Genomic DNA, 14,500 nt, shown 5'->3' with positions numbered 1-14,500 from the left:
CTCGGCAGTGCCGGAAGGGGCCGGGGCACGGATGGCGCGCACCTTCAGCGGTCGCGCCTCGCCTGGGCCCGCTTGCCCTGGGCGCTGGTCGAGCCGACGCGCCGGCCGCTCACATGGCCGCGGGGCGGAGCGCCGGCGCGGGCGGGCTTGCCCAGGCGGGCGGTGGGGAGGTTGGCGGGGCGGCGGGCGGCGGCGCTGCGCCGGCCGGCGAGAACCGCCTTCTGCGCTTCGAGCGAGGCAGCCCAGGCGGCGTCGGCGGCGCGGCGCTCGACCTCGCGGTTCACGCGCCTGAGCGCCTGGGCGAAGATCTGCTTCCGGAAGCGGGGGCGTTCGACCGTGCCGGGGAAGCTCCCGCCCCGCGGCTCGGCAGTGCCGCGGGCGACGCGGCCCTTGTGGGCCGTGAAGTCGCGTTCCTTCGCGTGCATCTCGCGCAGGCGGGTTCGGGCAGCGGAAAGGTCTCCGTCGGACAGCTGGCCGAGCTCGGGGTGGTGGGTGGTCGCAATGAAGCTCCACTCCTCGAAGGAAAGCGCGGCCTTCTCCTGCTTGCGGCAGATCGACATGGGAGGGTCCTTCCGGGGCTGGCGGGGCAGCGTGGCGACGATCAGCCGGGATTGCAAGCCGCCCAGACCCGGAGCGCCTGGACGGTCTCTGCGACATCGTGGACGCGCACGTAGGCGCAGCCCATGCGGGCCGCGTGGAGGGCAAGCGCCAGGCTCCCGGGCAGGCGGGAATGGACGTCGGCCCCCGTCAGCCGGCCGATGAGCGCCTTGCGGCTGGCGCCCAGCAGGAGGGGCGACCCAAGCGCAGGGAGGTTGCGCAGAAGCGCGAGGTTGTGCTCGAGCGTCTTGCCGAAGCCGATGCCGGGGTCGCGCACCAGCCGATCCTCCGGAATGCCGGCGGCGACGCAGGCGGCGACGCGGCCGTCGAGGAAGGCACGGACCTCGGCGACGACATCCGCATAGTCTGGCGCCTGCTGCATCGTCTCGGGCGTGCCCTGCATGTGCATGAGGACGATCGTGGCGGACGAGGCGGCGGCGACCGCGAGGCTGTCCGGATCGTGGGTGAGCGCCGAGACGTCGTTGACCATGGTGGCGCCGGCGGCCAGCGCCTCTGCCATCACCCGGGCCTTCCGCGTGTCGATCGAGACGGGAACGCCGCGGCAGACGAGGCCCTCGACCACGGGCATGACGCGGCGAAGCTCCTCGCCGAGCGGGACGGGAGCGGCACCAGGGCGCGTCGACTCCCCGCCGACATCGACGATGGCAGCCCCCGCCTCGGCCATGCGGAGCCCTGCCTCCACGGCTTCTGCGGCGGTGGCGTGGCGGCCGCCGTCGGAGAAGCTGTCCGGGGTCACGTTCAGGATCCCCATGATCTTCGGCAGCATGGCCGTTCGCTGCCAGCCGCCGCCGACCCCGTCAAATCCGCGCCCGCCCCGCCGTTAACGCACCCATGAAGCTCTACCACCACTTCATGATCGGCGACCGGCTCAAGCTCGGGCCCATTCTCGTCAACGGCGCGGATGCCAAGACCTTCGCCCAGAAGCACGATCCGCTCGCGCTGGTGCCTGGCGCGGCGGGCCCGCAGTCGACCATGAAGTTCGGCCGGATCGCAAGCCCGATGTACGTGCTTGCCCTGTCGCTCCAGCCGCTCCATGCGGACATGCTCTCGGCCCAGGCGGCCCTCGGCGGCCCGCCCATGTGGGACGAGGTGCGCTTCCCGAGCCCCGTCTATCCCATGGACCGGCTGTTCCTCGAGGCCGAGGTGGTGGACAAGAAGCTGGGCACCAACGGCGGCAGCGTCACCCAGGCGCTCGAGGTGCGCAACCAGAACGGCCTCGTGGTTCTCTCCGCACGGGTCACCTGGCCGGTCGTGGCGGCGCCGCGAATCTCGGTGGTGAAGCGCGAGGTCTCGCCGGCCTGAGGGGAGGAGGTCGGAGGAGGGGGAAGGCACGAGGAGGGGAAGAGGCAGGAGAAGGCGAGGAGGCAGGAGGGCAGCGTGCGCAGCTTCGACGACTTCGCGGTCGGCGACATGGTGCGGATGGGCCCCTCGACGGTCGGCCACCTCGAGGCCCAGGATTTCGCCCGTCGCTACGACCCGCAGCCCTATCTCCTCTCCGAGGAGGGCGCGCGCGACCACCCCATCTTCGCGCGCATGGCCGTCTCAGGCTGGCTCGTCTCGGCCATCGTCAATCGCCTCATCGTCGACGACCTGCGGGCGAACCCGGCCGCCGTCCTCGCCATGCCGGGCGTCGAACGGCTGCGCTGGGTGCGCCCGGTCTATCCCGGCGACCATCTCATGGTCGAGGCCGAGGTGGTGAGCATGCGGCGGCTCGCCAGCTGGCCCGGGATCGGCCTCGTCCGCCAGAAACTCCGCGCGCGCAACGGGGATGGGAAGCTGGTGCTTACCGCTGTCCTCGCCCTGCTCGTCTCAGCGCCCGAGCGCACCACCGTCCTCCACCGGATGATCGACGACTGATCCGCAGCGGAGCGGGAGCCGAGCGCGGCGGGACGAGGGCGCGACGCGAGAGGGGCACCGCGGGACGGCGACGCGGCAGAGCAGGAGCGAGAGGGAACGCGGCTCAGTAGCGGACGAGCGCGTCGTGCGGCACGCCGAGCCGGGCCGCACCGCCAAGATCGGCAAGCTCGATCACGAAGATGGCCCGCGTCACCGTCGCGCCGGCCGCGACCAGCAGGCGGATGGCAGCCTCCGCCGTGCCGCCGGTTGCGAGCACATCATCGACGAGAAGCACCCGCGCGCCTTTCGGCAGGTCATGCCGGTGCACTTCGAGCCGGTCCCGCCCATATTCGAGGCCATAGTCGAAACCGATCGTCTCGCCCGGCAGCTTGCCGGGCTTCCGGAGGAGGATGAGCCCCTTTCCCAGCTTTTGGGCAAGCGCGGCGCCGAACACGAAACCCCGCGCCTCGATCCCGGCAATGAGGTGGAAGTCCCCGGCGATTCGGGCGAGCGCGTCCACGGTCGCCGCGAACGCCTGGCCGTCGGCAAGGAGCGGGGTCAGGTCGCGGAACAGGATGCCGGGCTTCGGGAAATCCGGGATGGCGCGGATCCGGCTTTCGATGAGCGCAGTCACGCCAGCACCCGCCCGGCGATCGGCAGAAGCCGCTGGCGCGTGGCCTCGGGCCAGCATGCCCGCGCCGTGATGATGGCGCCGTCGAGCGCGCGTTCCCACCCTTGCGCCGAGGGGACGGGGAGCGGGTTCGCTGCCAGCGCGGCCGCCGTCGCCCGGACCAGCTCCTGCGCCTTCGCCCGGTTCGCGGCCATGACCTCGACGACGGCCGACGTCGTGACGTGGCTTTCGGCCCAGGCGTCGAAATCGGTGACCATGGCGACGAGGGCGTAGGCGAGTTCGGCCTCGCGCGCCAGATGCGCCTCGGGCAGCGCGGTCATGCCCACCACGTCCCAGCCGGCGGCGCGGCGGGCAAGGCTCTCGGCGCGGGTGGCGAAGCGGGGCCCCTCGATGCAGCCGTAGGTGCCGCCCCGCGTGGCGGGAACCCCGGCGGCCCGCGCCGCGGCCTCGACCCGGTCGAGGAGATCGTGCGCGACCGGCTCGGCGAGGCTCACGTGCGCCACGATCCCGTCGCCAAAGAAGCTCGACGGGCGGCCGCGGGTCTCGTCGACGAACTGGTCAGGCAGGACGAAGTGGCCCGGAGGCAGTTCCTCGCGGAAGGAGCCGACCGCGCCGACGGCAAGCACGGCCGTGCAGCCGAGCATCTTCAAGGCCGCGACGTTGGCCCGGAACGGCAGCTCGGACGGGGCCAGGCGATGCCCCCGACCGTGGCGGGGGAGGAAGGCCACAGGAAGACCTTCGAGCTCGCCATCGAGGACCGCGTCCGACGGCAGCCCCCAGGGAGTCTCCACCTCCCGCCAGCGGCCCTCGAGGCCGGGCATGGCGTAGAGGCCGGAGCCGCCGACAATACCGAGCTTCACCTGGCCCCGATGGCTCGCCGACCCAGGATCACGGTGCGCCTGCTCCCCGCTCCTCGCCGGCAGCCCCGCCCGCGCTCAGTGCTGCACGCCCGCCCAGACCCGGCGGTAGCTCAGCCACGCCAGCACCGTCAGGATGGCGAGGAAGATGAGCGTCGCGATACCCGCCTGGCGGCGGCGTTCGAGCTCGGGCTCGGCGGCCCAGCGGAGGAACGCGGTCACATCCTTCGCCATCTGGTCGACGGTCGCCTTCGTGCCATCGGCATACTCGATCTGGTCGACCATGAGCGGCTGCGCCATGGCGATGTTCACCGAGTGGAAATAGGGGTTGTAGTTGAGCCCGTCGGGAACCTCGAAGCCCGCAGGCGGCTCCTCCCCGTAGCCGGTGAGCAGCGAGTACACATAGGCCTCGCCGTTCTTCCGCGCCTTGATGATGAGCGAGAGGTCGGGCGGATAGGCATTGTTGTTCGCGGCCCGCGCGGCGGTCTCGTTGGGGAACGGCCGCGGCCACTTGTCGGAGGGAATGGCGGGACGGGTGATCGCCTCTCCCGTGTTCGGGTCGATTGCCGGGACCTCGTATTCGGCCGCGATCGCCTTCACTTCCGCCTCGGAGAAGCCGATGTCCTCAAGGTTCCGGAAATGGATGTGGTAGAGCCCGTGGCAGGCGGAGCACACCTGCTTGTACACGGCGAAGCCGCGCTGCAGCTGTGCGCGATCGAAGGTGCCGAAAGGCCCGGAGTGGGCAAAACTCACCTCGCGCGGCTCTTTGTGGAGGAGCTTCACCGGGTCGGGCGCGGCCGCCTCGCGCGGGACAAGCGCTGCCCAGGCCAGCACGAACACGAAGATGGCACCGATCGCCATGCCAATCAGACGAACCATGAGAGCCCCCTATTCCGCCGGCTGGGCCACGGCGCTGCCCGGCGCAGGCGTCGCCTGCGGCGCGAGCTTCTGCGCCTTCGCAAGCACCGCCTCCGCAATGCTGTTCGGCAGTGGCAGCGGCTTCTCGATGGCCGAGACGATGGGCAGGATGATGAGGAAGTGCGCGAAGTAATACATCGTCGCGATCTGGCCGATCCGGACATAGGGCTCTTCCGCCGGCATCGCGCCGACATAGCCGAGGACAAGCACGTCGACGACGAGGATCCAGAAGAAGGTCCGGTAGAGCGGCCGGTAGGCGTTCGACCGCACCTTGCTCGTGTCGAGCCAGGGGAGGAAGAGCAGCAGCAGGATCGACGAGAACATGGCGATCACGCCCCAGAGCTTCGCCTCGATGAAGAGGAGGTCGACGGTGAAGGCGCGGAGGATCGCGTAGAAAGGCAGGAGGTACCACTCGGGCACGATGTGCGCCGGCGTGGAGAGCGGGTTCGCGGGGATGTAGTTGTCGGGGTGCCCAAGGGCGTTGGGCAGGAAGAAGGTGACGGTCGCGAAGGCGAGGAGATAGATGCACAGGCTCACGAAGTCCTTCGCGGTGAAATAGGGGTGGAAGGGAAGCGTGTCCTGAGGCCCCTTCACGTCCACGCCGGTCGGGTTGGTCGAGCCCGGAATGTGCAGCGCCCAGATCTTGAGGATCACGACGCCGAGGATGACGAATGGCAGAATGTAGTGGAGCGAGAAGAAGCGGGTGATCGTCGCGTTGTCCGGCGCGAAGCCGCCCACGAGCCACTGGCGAATCGGCTCGCCGACGAGCGGGATGGCCGAGAAGAGGGAGGTGATGACCTGCGCGCCCCAGAAGCTCATCTGGCCCCAGGGAAGCACGTAGCCCATGAACGCGGTCGCCATCATGAGAAGGAGGATGACGACCCCCAGCATCCAGACGACCTCGCGCGGCGCCTTGTAGGAGCCGTAGTAGAGCCCGCGGAAGATGTGAATGTAGACCACGATGAAGAAAAAGCTGGCCCCGTTCATGTGGAGGTAGCGGATGAGCCAGCCCGAGTTCACGTCGCGCATGATGTGCTCGATCGAGTTGAACGCGGTCGACACGTGCGCGGAATAGTGCATGGCGAGCACGATGCCGGTGATGATCTGGATCATCAGCGCCACGCCGGCCAGCACGCCGAAATTGTACCAGATGTTGATGTTGCGCGGGACCGGGTAGCCCGCGCCGACCGCGTTGAACACGAGCCGGGGTAGGGGCAGCCGGCTGTCGATCCACTTCATCAGCGGAGACTTGGGTTCATACTGTTCGGCCCAGGGAAAGCTCATGGTCTCACCCGATCTCGATGACGGTGTCGGACGTGAATTCGTAAGGTGGCACTTCGAGGTTGAGCGGTGCCGGTCCTTTGCGGATGCGGCCGGCGGTGTCGTAGTGCGAGCCGTGGCAGGGGCAGAAGTAGCCGTTGTAGTCCCCCTTGCTCTCTCCCTGGCCGGCCCCGAGCGGCACGCAGCCGAGGTGGGTGCACACCCCGAGCGTCACCAGCCACTCGAGCTTGCCAGGCTTGGTGCGCTCGGCAAGCGTCTCTGGGTCGCGGAGCGTCTTGACATCGACGCTGTTCGCCTCGGCGATCTCGGCGGCGGTGAGGCGCTTCACGAACACCGGCTTCGACTGCCAGATGGTCTTGATCGCCATCCCGGGCTCGACCGCGGAGATGTCGACTTCTGTCGTGGCCATGGCGCGCACGTCGGCCGAGGGATTCATCTGGTTGATGAATGGCACTGCGACGACGCCGGCCCCGACGGCCGCAAAGGCCCCGGTCGCGATGTAAATGAAGTCCCGGCGGCGGACGTCGCCGCCTTCGATCTCGTCGGGCGTGGTGGCCATGCCCACCTCCTCGCGTGGAAAGCGCCGCCCCTTAGCCATCGGGACGGCACCGTTTCAACGGGCAAATGGGCGCAGCCCCTCGCCTTCCAAGCTCGCCAATGTCATGGGGCAGCCATGCACGGGATGAAGGACGAGCCGAGGCGGTCGGCAGCCGGCGCGGCCGCGCCGCACCCCTTCGAGGCGCCGCCGGCAGCTTCCGCGCCCGGACCGATCCGCCGTCTGCTCCTGTTCTGCGGCTCGCGGGCAGGTGCGGACCCGCGGCACGCGGCAACCGCACGCGCGGTCGGCGCACTCCTCGCCCGGCACGGCGTCACCCTCGTCTACGGCGGCGGCGCGCTCGGGCTCATGGGCGAAGCCGCGCGTGCCGCCCGCGCGGCTGGCGGGCGCGTGGAAGGCGTGATCCCGGCCTTCCTCCGCGATCTCGAGGTGGCGCTCGACGGCCTCGACCGCCTCGAAGTGGTAGACAGCCTCCACACGCGCAAGGCGCGCATGTTCGAGAACGCCGATGCAGTGCTGGCGCTTCCCGGCGGCATGGGCACCCTCGACGAGCTGGTCGAGCTCCTCTCCTGGCGCAGCCTCCGGCTCCACGACCGGCCGATCCTGCTTCTCGGCGATGGCGGCTTCTGGGAGCCGTTCCTTGCCCTTCTCGCCCACCTCGAGGCCTGCGGCTTTGCCGGCCCCGCCGTCCGCGCGCATGTCTGCCATTTGCCGTCGGTCGCGGCGCTTGAAGCCCTGCTGCCCCCCGTTTAGGGACCGAAGGTCAGCGGGCAGAGGAGCGACATGGCGAAGATCAGGGTGAAGGGTCCGGTCGTCGAGCTGGACGGCGACGAGATGACCCGGATCATCTGGGCGTGGATCCGCGAACGCCTCATCAAGCCCTACCTCGACATCGACCTCATCTACTTCGACCTCGGGATCGAGGAGCGCGACCGCACCGAGGACAGGGTGACGGTGGAGGCCGCGCACGCGATCGCAAGGCATGGCGTGGGCGTGAAGTGCGCCACCATCACGCCCGACGAGGCCCGCGTCGCCGAGTTCGGCCTCAAGAAGATGTGGAAGTCTCCCAACGGGACGATCCGCAACATCCTGGGCGGCGTGGTGTTCCGCGAGCCCATCGTCATCCGCAACGTCCCCCGCCTGGTGCCGGGCTGGACGAGCCCGATCGTCGTTGGCCGCCACGCCTTCGGGGACCAGTACAAGGCAACCGACTTCCGCGTGCCTGGGGCCGGCCGGCTCACCATCCGCTGGGAGCCGGAAGGCGGCGGGGAGCCGATCGAGCACGAGGTCTTCCACTTCCCCTCGGCGGGCGTCGCCATGGGCATGTACAACCTCGACGATTCCATCCGCGACTTCGCCCGCGCCTGCATGAACTACGGCCTGGCGCGGCAGTGGCCGGTCTATCTCTCGACCAAGAACACCATCCTGAAAGCCTATGACGGCCGCTTCAAGGACCTGTTCCAGGAAGTGTTCGACACCGAGTTCAAGGCTGCCTTCACCAGGGCCGGCATCACCTACGAGCACCGGCTCATCGACGATCTCGTCGCCTCGGCGCTCAAGTGGTCAGGCCAGTTCGTCTGGGCCTGCAAGAACTACGACGGCGACGTGCAATCCGACATGGTTGCGCAGGGCTTCGGCTCACTCGGCCTGATGACGAGCGTCCTGATGACGCCCGACGGAAAGACGGTCGAGGCCGAGGCCGCGCACGGCACGGTGACCCGCCACTACCGCCAGCACCAGCAGGGCAAGGCCACCTCGACCAACCCCATCGCCTCGATCTTCGCCTGGACCCGCGGCCTCATGCACCGCGGCAAGCTCGACGACACGCCCGAGGTGGTCCGCTTCGCCGAAACGCTCGAGCGGGTGTGCATCGAGACGGTGGAAGGCGGGCAGATGACGAAGGATCTCGCGCTTCTCATCGGGCCCGACCAGCCGTGGATGACGACCGAGGCCTTCTTCGACGCGATCGTCGCCAACCTCGAGGCGGCGATGGCGGCCGAACCCACGGCCTGACTGCCGGGCCCTGCAGCTCCGGCGGGCGGCGGGCGCGGGCGGCGGGCACGGGCGGCAGGCACGGGCGGCAGGCACGGGCGGCAGGCACGGGCGGGAGGCACGGGCGGGAGGCAGGCGGGGCCATGCGTATCGGGGTGCTGACGGGGGGTGGCGACGTGCCGGGCCTCAACCCCTGCCTCCGCTCGATCGTGCTCGCCGCGGACGACGCCGGCCACGAGGTGGTGGGCCTGAAGCGCGGCTGGCAGGGCGTGGTGGCGGCAGCCCACAGCGACGACCCCTTCGCGCAAGGCCACGCGGTGCGCCTCGGCAGGGCAGAGGTGCGCGGCATCGACCGGCAGGGCGGCACCATCCTCCACACCTCCCGCTTCGACCCGACCGAAGATGCCGGCGACCACACGGCCGCCATCCTCGCGCTCTTCGACCGCCTCGGGCTCGGCGCCCTCGTCGTCGTCGGCGGCGACGGCTCGCTCCGCTCGGCGGTCCACTTCCATCGCCTCGGCGTGCCGGTCGTCGCCGTGCCGAAGACCATGGACAACGACGTCTTCGGCACCGACTACGCGCTCGGCTTCTCGACCGCGGTGTCCCGCTCGGTCGAGGCCATCAACGCGCTCCGGACCACGGCGGCAAGCCACGAGCGGGTGGCCATCGTCGAGCTCTTCGGCCGGCGCTCGGGCGAGACGGCGCTGCTCGCTGGCTTCCTCGCCCAGGTGGACCGCACCGCGATCGCCGAGGTGCCGGTGGAGCCGGACCGGCTCTTCCCGCTCCTGCTTGCCGACCGGGCCGGAAACCCCGAGGGCTATGCCGTGCTCGTCGTCTCCGAAGGCGCGCATCTTGCCGAGGAGGCCGCGCCCGACATGGACCTCTCGGCCTCCGAGCGGCTCTCCCTCGGCGTCGGCCGCCGTCTGGCCCGGCGGTTCCGGGCGGCGACGGGCGTGGACACCATCGTTCAGGAACTTGCCTACCTCATGCGCGCGGGCGCGCCGGATGCGCTCGACCGCATGGTGGGCTTCGCCTTCGGTGCGCTTGCCGTGCAGCTCGTCTCCGAGCGCCGGTTCGGCCGCCTCGTCGCTCTCCTCGACGGCAATTACGCCACGTCCGAGATCGGCGTCGTCATGGAGGGCGCCCGGCGCGTGGACGTCGACCGGCTTTACGACCCCCTCTGCTACCGCCCGCGTCTCAGCCGCGTCGAGGGCCTCCCGATGTTCGTTTACTGATGTTCGGCTGGGGGGCGAGCCAGGCCCAGGGGCGCCGCTCGCGGTCGGCCGCCTGCCAGGCGGCGATGGCGTCGGCGTCCTTCAGCGTGAGGGCGATGGGGTCGAGCCCTTCCATCAGCATGGCCCGCGCTTCGGCCGGCAGGGTGAAGGGGTGGGCGCGGCCATCGGCGCCCGTCACCGTCATCGCCTCGAGATCGACCGTGACCGGCGAGCCCAGCCCCTCCACCACCTCGCGCGGGAGCACCACCGGCACGATCCCGTTCCGCACGCAGTTCCCGAAGAAGATGGGATTGAAGCTCGGCGCGATGACGGCCCGGAAGCCATGTTCGGCCAGCGCCCAGGCGGCGTGCTCGCGGCTGGAGCCGCAGCCGACGTTGGCCCCCGCAAGCCAGATCCGCGCGGCCCGATACTCGGGGCGGTTCAGCGGAAAGTCCGGGTCTTCCTCGCGGGTCTCCGGGTTGCGATAGCGGCGGTTGGCGAAGAGGCCGGCGGCAAGCCCGGTCTTGCCCGTGCCCTTCATCTCGCGGCTCGGGATGATGACGTCGGTGTCGATGTTGTCGGCCCAGAAGGGGAGCGCGGGCGCAGTCAGGCGGCGGAAGGGCTCGGGCATCAGCCAAGCTCCCAGGGCGCGGCGATGCGGCCCGCGACGGCACTTGCCGCCACCACCTCGGGGCTGGTGATGTGCGTGCGCGTGCCCGGGCCCTGCCGGCTCTCGAAGTTGCGGTTGGTCGAAGAGACGACGCGCTCGCCGGCGCCGAAGCTCTCGCCGCCGGCGAAGAAGCAGAGCGAGCAGCCGCTCTCGCGCCACTCGAAGCCGGCGTCGCGGAACACCCGGTCGAGCCGCTCCGCCTCGGCCTCGCGCTTCACCCGCTGGCTTCCCGGCACCACGAGCGCCTTGCCGAGCCCGGGCGCAATACGCCGTCCTCTGAGCACGGCGGCAGCCCGCCGGAGGTCGGAGAGCCGGCTGTTGGTGCAGCTGCCGATGAACGCGCCGTCGATGGGAAGCCCCAGGAGCGGCCGGCCGGGCTCGAGCCCCATGTAGGCAAGCGCGCGGGCGTGGGTCTCGGGCGCGAGGCCCGCCTCGGCAGCCGTCGGCACGCGCCCGGTCAGGGGCACGCTGTGCTGCGGGCTGGTGCCCCAGCTGATCATCGGCGCGACCAACGCCGCATCCACCGCGATCTCGCGGTCGAAGACGGCATCTGCGCTGGAGCGGAGCCCCCGCCAGGCGGCCAGCGCCTGCCCCCAGAGTTCGCCCCGGGGCGCGAAGCGCCGCCCCTCGAGCCAGGCGAAGGTGACCTCGTCGGGCGCGACGAGGGCCGAGAAGGCGCCGAACTCGGTCGCCATGTTGCAGAGCGTCATCCGCCCTTCCATGTCGAGCGCGGTCACGCCCTCGCCAGCGAACTCGACCGCCATGCCCTCCCCGCCGCGCGCGCCATGGGTGGCGATGAGGTGGAGCGCGAGATCCTTCGCCGTCACGCCCGGGCGCAGCCGGCCCGAGACGGTGACGCGCATGGCGCCCGGCTTCGCCACCCGGAGCGTGCCGGTGGCGAGCGCATGTTCGGCCTCCGAGCTGCCGATGCCCCAGGCGAGCGCGCCGAAGGCGCCCTGGGTTCCGGTGTGGCTGTCGGGCGCAACCAGCGTGAGGCCGGGGAGTACGATCCCGAGCTCGGGCGAGATGACGTGGGTGATGCCCTGCTCGGCGTCGGTCACGTCGAAGAGGGTCAGGCCGAAGGCCTTGGCCGCTGCCCGGGTCTCGGCGATGAAGGCCTGGCCGCCGGGCATCAGCGTCTGGTCGTCGCGCCCCGGGCGGGTGTCGACGATGTGGTCCATCACCACGAAGACGTGCGCCGGGGTGGCAACCGTGCGCCCGGCTGCCGCGAGGGAGCGCAATGCCGCAGCGCCGGTGCGCTCGTGGAGCATGATGCGGTCGATGGCGACGAGGCCGGGGCGGATCTCGTGGGCCTGCCACAGTGTCTCGAAGAGCGAAGCCATGGAACCGCCCCCATAGAGGCGGGCGCGGCCGCGCGGCAATTGCCGCTGGAGAGGCCCGCGGCTAGGACATGGGCGTGACTGCCTCGGTTCCGCCGCCCCGCACGCCCCGGACGAAGCTCTCGAACCTCGGGCTCCTGTGGGAGCATGCCCGGCGCTACCCGCTGCAGCTCGGCGTCGCCTTCGCCGCACTGGTGGTGGCGGCCGCCGCCACGCTTGCCATCCCGCAGGGGTTCAAGCTCATCGTCGATCGCGGCTTCGGCGCGGGCGCCGGCGCCGACATCTCGCGCTGGTTCCTGATCCTGCTTGGCATCGTCGCCGTGCTGGGGGTGGCCACGGCCGTGCGCTTCTACTTCGTCTCCTGGCTGGGCGAGCGCATCGTGCGTGACTTGCGCACCCGGGTCCAGACGCACCTGCTCGGGCTCGACCCGGGGTTCTTCGAACTCAACCGTCCGTCCGAGATCGCCTCGCGCCTCACGGCAGACACCGCCATCATCGAGCAGGTGGTCGCCACCTCGACCTCGATGGCGCTGCGGAACCTGTTCATGGGGGTGGGCGGCTTCGTCTATCTCTTCTGGCTGAGCCCCAAGCTCACCGGGCTCATGCTCCTCGTGATCCCGGTGGTGATGGCACCCATCATCGTCATGGGGCGGATGGTTCGCCGCCTCTCGCAGAAAAGCCAGGATCGCGTCGCCGACGTGGGCGCGCTGGTCTCGGAGACGCTCAGGGCAATCAAGACCGTGCAGGCCTTCGGCGCGGTCGCGCGGGAGAGCGCGCGCTTTGCCGCGACCGCCGAGCGTGCCTTCGAAACCGCCCGCCGGCGCATCCGCATCCGGGCCATCCTGACCGCGCTCGTCATCATGCTCGCCTTTGGGGCCATCACGCTAGTTCTGTGGGAGGGCGCGCGCGACGTCATCGCCGGGCGCATGACCGGCGGCACCATCGCCGCCTTCGTGCTGGCGAGCGCGATCGTCGCCGGCGCAGTCGGAGCGCTCTCCGAAGTCTACGGCGACGTGATGCGCGCGGCCGGCGCCTCGGCCCGGATCCGCGAGCTCCTCGCCGAGCAGTCCCGCATCCGCGCACCCGCCGCACCGGTGCCGCTTCCCGTTCCGCCGCAGGGGCGGCTGGCGTTCGAGCGGGTCACCTTCCGCTATCCGAGCAGGCCGGAGGTGGCAGCCCTTGCCGGGGTGGACTTCGCAGTCGAGCCGGGCGAGCGGGTCGCAATTGTCGGGCCGTCGGGCGCGGGCAAGTCCACCCTGTTCCAGCTTGCGCTGCGCTTCCACGACCCGGACGAAGGCTGTGTCCGGCTCGATGGCGTCGACCTGCGCGATGCGGACCCCGAGGCGGTGCGGGCCCGCATTGCGGTCGTGCCGCAGGAGCCGGTCATCTTCTCCGGAACCGTGCGGGACAACATCGCCTACGGCCGCTGGGAGGCAAGCGACGCTGACGTCTGGGCGGCCGCCGAGGCGGCGCATGCAGCCGAGTTCCTGCGGGCGCTGCCGGAGGGCCTGTCGAGCGAGGTGGGCGAAGGCGGCGTGCGCCTCTCGGGCGGCCAGCGCCAGCGGATCGCGATTGCCCGGGCCATCCTGAAGGATGCACCGATCCTTCTCCTCGACGAAGCCACCTCCGCCCTCGATTCCGAAAGCGAGGCGCTGGTGGCCGACGCGCTCGAGACGCTGATGGCGGGGCGGACGACTCTCGTCATCGCCCACCGGCTGGCGACCGTGCGGAACGCGGACCGGATCCTCGTGATGGACGGCGGGCGGCTGGTCGAGGCCGGACGGCACGCCGACCTCGTCACCCGAGGCGGCCTTTACGCCCGCCTCGCCCGCCTGCAGTTCACCGCCGAGGCCGCCTGAACGGCCGGAGACGCCTCGGGCCGGGGCAGTTCCGAACCCGCCGGCAGTTCTCCGGAGGGACCGCGGTCAGGCCGGCACGGCCGCCGCGCGACGGCGAAGCGCGCGGCCCACGAGGCCGAAGCCCAGGATCATCGTCGCCCAGGTCGCGGGCTCGGGAAGGAAGGTGTCGGCGCGGAGATAGAAGCCTCCCGGAACCCCGCCCACGAGGTCGCCCGTGACCGTGAAGACATAGGTTCCCGCGGCGAGATAGGTCGTGAACTTGCCGTAGGTCGCGCCAAGCCAGCCGGTGACGGCGAAGGGTGCGCCGGTCGCGCGGATGTCGTTGGGTCCGGCGAAGACGGTCGTCTTGGCGAAGATCCCGCCCGTGAGGCTGTATGTGTCGCCCGGCACGAAGGCGTCGGTCAGGCTGAAATGCGCCGGGGCGCCGAGCACCAGGATCCAGAGCGAGTTGTCGCTCGGCACAAGGGGCATCCAGACCTGGTCATAGTGCCAGCCGGTGTCGACGGCGAGCGTTGCCGCCCCGGCCGGAACGGCGGCGAGGGTCGCGGCGACGACGCAAGGGAGTGGTTTCAAGATCGGCCTCCAGGCAAGGAACGCTTATGAACCCAGCGCCCAGTGTTGCAAGAATGCGGCCAACTTCATGATTCCAGGAGTCTCAAGGGTTTAGGGGCACGGCGAGGCGAACGATTGTAAAGCCGGCCGACACTTCGAGGGCCAAGACCTCATCC

General features: G+C 70.5%; 16 protein-coding genes. 6 read left to right on the top strand and 10 right to left on the bottom strand.

The features are described 5' to 3' along the window. Positions 1 to 44: 44 nt before the first annotated feature. Positions 45 to 560 carry a hypothetical protein gene (locus H3H34_RS00660; RefSeq protein WP_194743346.1) on the bottom strand — a complete coding sequence of 172 codons (516 nt, stop codon included), beginning with the start codon at positions 558 to 560 and terminating at the stop codon, positions 45 to 47. 41 nt (positions 561 to 601) lie between these two features. Continuing rightward, positions 602 to 1,384, bottom strand: coding sequence for a dihydropteroate synthase (gene folP / locus H3H34_RS00655; protein ID WP_194743345.1), 783 nt, complete (start codon positions 1,382 to 1,384; stop codon positions 602 to 604). A 65-nt stretch (positions 1,385 to 1,449) separates the two neighbouring features. On the opposite strand from folP, the gene H3H34_RS00650 reads away from it, so the two are divergent. After that, the gene (locus tag H3H34_RS00650; protein WP_194743344.1) at positions 1,450 to 1,920 is read left to right on the top strand and encodes a MaoC/PaaZ C-terminal domain-containing protein; all 471 of its coding nucleotides are present in this window, start codon (positions 1,450 to 1,452) and stop codon (positions 1,918 to 1,920) included. Between the two features lie 75 nt (positions 1,921 to 1,995). Next, positions 1,996 to 2,475: a MaoC/PaaZ C-terminal domain-containing protein gene (locus H3H34_RS00645; protein ID WP_194743343.1), complete on the top strand. Its 480-nt coding sequence runs from the start codon at positions 1,996 to 1,998 to the stop codon at positions 2,473 to 2,475. 103 nt (positions 2,476 to 2,578) lie between these two features. Here H3H34_RS00645 and H3H34_RS00640 read toward each other — a convergent pair whose 3' ends face one another. The 5 genes from H3H34_RS00640 to petA all read right to left on the bottom strand — a co-directional run bounded on the left by H3H34_RS00640 (position 2,579) and on the right by petA (position 6,700). Continuing rightward, positions 2,579 to 3,088 carry an adenine phosphoribosyltransferase gene (locus H3H34_RS00640; protein WP_328830852.1) on the bottom strand — a complete coding sequence of 170 codons (510 nt, stop codon included), beginning with the start codon at positions 3,086 to 3,088 and terminating at the stop codon, positions 2,579 to 2,581. Continuing rightward, positions 3,085 to 3,945 (bottom strand): S-methyl-5'-thioadenosine phosphorylase, encoded by an 861-nt coding sequence (gene mtnP, locus H3H34_RS00635; protein ID WP_328830847.1) that lies wholly within the window; start codon positions 3,943 to 3,945, stop codon positions 3,085 to 3,087. The genes H3H34_RS00640 and mtnP overlap by 4 nt, the downstream gene beginning before the upstream one ends. Positions 3,946 to 4,020: 75 nt before the next feature. Further along, positions 4,021 to 4,821, bottom strand: coding sequence for a cytochrome c1 (locus tag H3H34_RS00630; protein WP_194743341.1), 801 nt, complete (start codon positions 4,819 to 4,821; stop codon positions 4,021 to 4,023). A 9-nt stretch (positions 4,822 to 4,830) separates the two neighbouring features. Then, positions 4,831 to 6,144 (bottom strand): cytochrome b, encoded by a 1,314-nt coding sequence (locus H3H34_RS00625; RefSeq protein WP_194743340.1) that lies wholly within the window; start codon positions 6,142 to 6,144, stop codon positions 4,831 to 4,833. Positions 6,145 to 6,148: 4 nt separating this feature from the next. Beyond that, entirely contained in the window at positions 6,149 to 6,700 is a 552-nt protein-coding gene (petA, locus tag H3H34_RS00620) for a ubiquinol-cytochrome c reductase iron-sulfur subunit (protein ID WP_194743339.1), read from the bottom strand. A gap of 114 nt (positions 6,701 to 6,814) precedes the next feature. Between petA and H3H34_RS00615 the strand changes: the two genes are divergently transcribed. The 3 genes from H3H34_RS00615 to H3H34_RS00605 all read left to right on the top strand — a co-directional run bounded on the left by H3H34_RS00615 (position 6,815) and on the right by H3H34_RS00605 (position 9,924). Then, positions 6,815 to 7,450 (top strand): LOG family protein, encoded by a 636-nt coding sequence (locus H3H34_RS00615; RefSeq protein WP_235945221.1) that lies wholly within the window; start codon positions 6,815 to 6,817, stop codon positions 7,448 to 7,450. 30 nt (positions 7,451 to 7,480) lie between these two features. Then, positions 7,481 to 8,710: an NADP-dependent isocitrate dehydrogenase gene (locus H3H34_RS00610; RefSeq protein WP_194743338.1), complete on the top strand. Its 1,230-nt coding sequence runs from the start codon at positions 7,481 to 7,483 to the stop codon at positions 8,708 to 8,710. A gap of 122 nt (positions 8,711 to 8,832) precedes the next feature. Beyond that, a complete protein-coding gene (locus tag H3H34_RS00605) occupies positions 8,833 to 9,924 on the top strand; it encodes a 6-phosphofructokinase (RefSeq protein ID WP_194743337.1) in 1,092 nt (363 codons plus the stop codon). On the opposite strand, the gene leuD is transcribed toward H3H34_RS00605, so the two are convergent. Then, a complete protein-coding gene (gene leuD / locus H3H34_RS00600) occupies positions 9,887 to 10,534 on the bottom strand; it encodes a 3-isopropylmalate dehydratase small subunit (RefSeq protein WP_194743336.1) in 648 nt (215 codons plus the stop codon). The genes H3H34_RS00605 and leuD overlap by 38 nt on opposite strands. Further along, positions 10,534 to 11,916: a 3-isopropylmalate dehydratase large subunit gene (locus H3H34_RS00595; protein ID WP_194743335.1), complete on the bottom strand. Its 1,383-nt coding sequence runs from the start codon at positions 11,914 to 11,916 to the stop codon at positions 10,534 to 10,536. Before H3H34_RS00595 ends, leuD begins: the two co-directional genes overlap by 1 nt. Before the next feature lie 68 nt (positions 11,917 to 11,984). Here H3H34_RS00595 and H3H34_RS00590 point away from each other — a divergent pair, with 68 nt between their 5' ends. Further along, complete coding sequence (locus H3H34_RS00590; RefSeq protein ID WP_194743334.1) at positions 11,985 to 13,772, top strand: ABC transporter transmembrane domain-containing protein; 1,788 nt, start codon at positions 11,985 to 11,987, stop codon at positions 13,770 to 13,772. A 66-nt stretch (positions 13,773 to 13,838) separates the two neighbouring features. Here H3H34_RS00590 and H3H34_RS00585 read toward each other — a convergent pair whose 3' ends face one another. Beyond that, entirely contained in the window at positions 13,839 to 14,345 is a 507-nt protein-coding gene (locus H3H34_RS00585; protein ID WP_194743333.1) for a PEPxxWA-CTERM sorting domain-containing protein, read from the bottom strand. Between the last annotated feature and the right edge of the window lie 155 nt (positions 14,346 to 14,500).

Origin of the sequence: Thermaurantiacus tibetensis, from assembly GCF_015354055.1 — a bacterium.
GTDB lineage: Bacteria > Pseudomonadota > Alphaproteobacteria > Sphingomonadales > Sphingomonadaceae > Thermaurantiacus > Thermaurantiacus tibetensis.
This window is presented reverse-complemented; position numbering and strand designations above follow the sequence as displayed.

Coding starts and splice junctions, on each gene's coding strand:
- folP (WP_194743345.1), bottom strand. CDS start 1,384: ATGCTGCCGAAGATCATGGGGATCCTGAACGTGACCCCGGACAGCTTC.
- H3H34_RS00605 (WP_194743337.1), top strand. CDS start 8,833: ATGCGTATCGGGGTGCTGACGGGGGGTGGCGACGTGCCGGGCCTCAAC.
- H3H34_RS00650 (WP_194743344.1), top strand. CDS start 1,450: ATGAAGCTCTACCACCACTTCATGATCGGCGACCGGCTCAAGCTCGGG.
- H3H34_RS00595 (WP_194743335.1), bottom strand. CDS start 11,916: ATGGCTTCGCTCTTCGAGACACTGTGGCAGGCCCACGAGATCCGCCCC.
- petA (WP_194743339.1), bottom strand. CDS start 6,700: ATGGCCACCACGCCCGACGAGATCGAAGGCGGCGACGTCCGCCGCCGG.
- H3H34_RS00610 (WP_194743338.1), top strand. CDS start 7,481: ATGGCGAAGATCAGGGTGAAGGGTCCGGTCGTCGAGCTGGACGGCGAC.
- H3H34_RS00630 (WP_194743341.1), bottom strand. CDS start 4,821: ATGGTTCGTCTGATTGGCATGGCGATCGGTGCCATCTTCGTGTTCGTG.
- H3H34_RS00625 (WP_194743340.1), bottom strand. CDS start 6,144: ATGAGCTTTCCCTGGGCCGAACAGTATGAACCCAAGTCTCCGCTGATG.
- H3H34_RS00660 (WP_194743346.1), bottom strand. CDS start 560: ATGTCGATCTGCCGCAAGCAGGAGAAGGCCGCGCTTTCCTTCGAGGAG.
- H3H34_RS00615 (WP_235945221.1), top strand. CDS start 6,815: ATGCACGGGATGAAGGACGAGCCGAGGCGGTCGGCAGCCGGCGCGGCC.
- H3H34_RS00590 (WP_194743334.1), top strand. CDS start 11,985: ATGGGCGTGACTGCCTCGGTTCCGCCGCCCCGCACGCCCCGGACGAAG.
- leuD (WP_194743336.1), bottom strand. CDS start 10,534: ATGCCCGAGCCCTTCCGCCGCCTGACTGCGCCCGCGCTCCCCTTCTGG.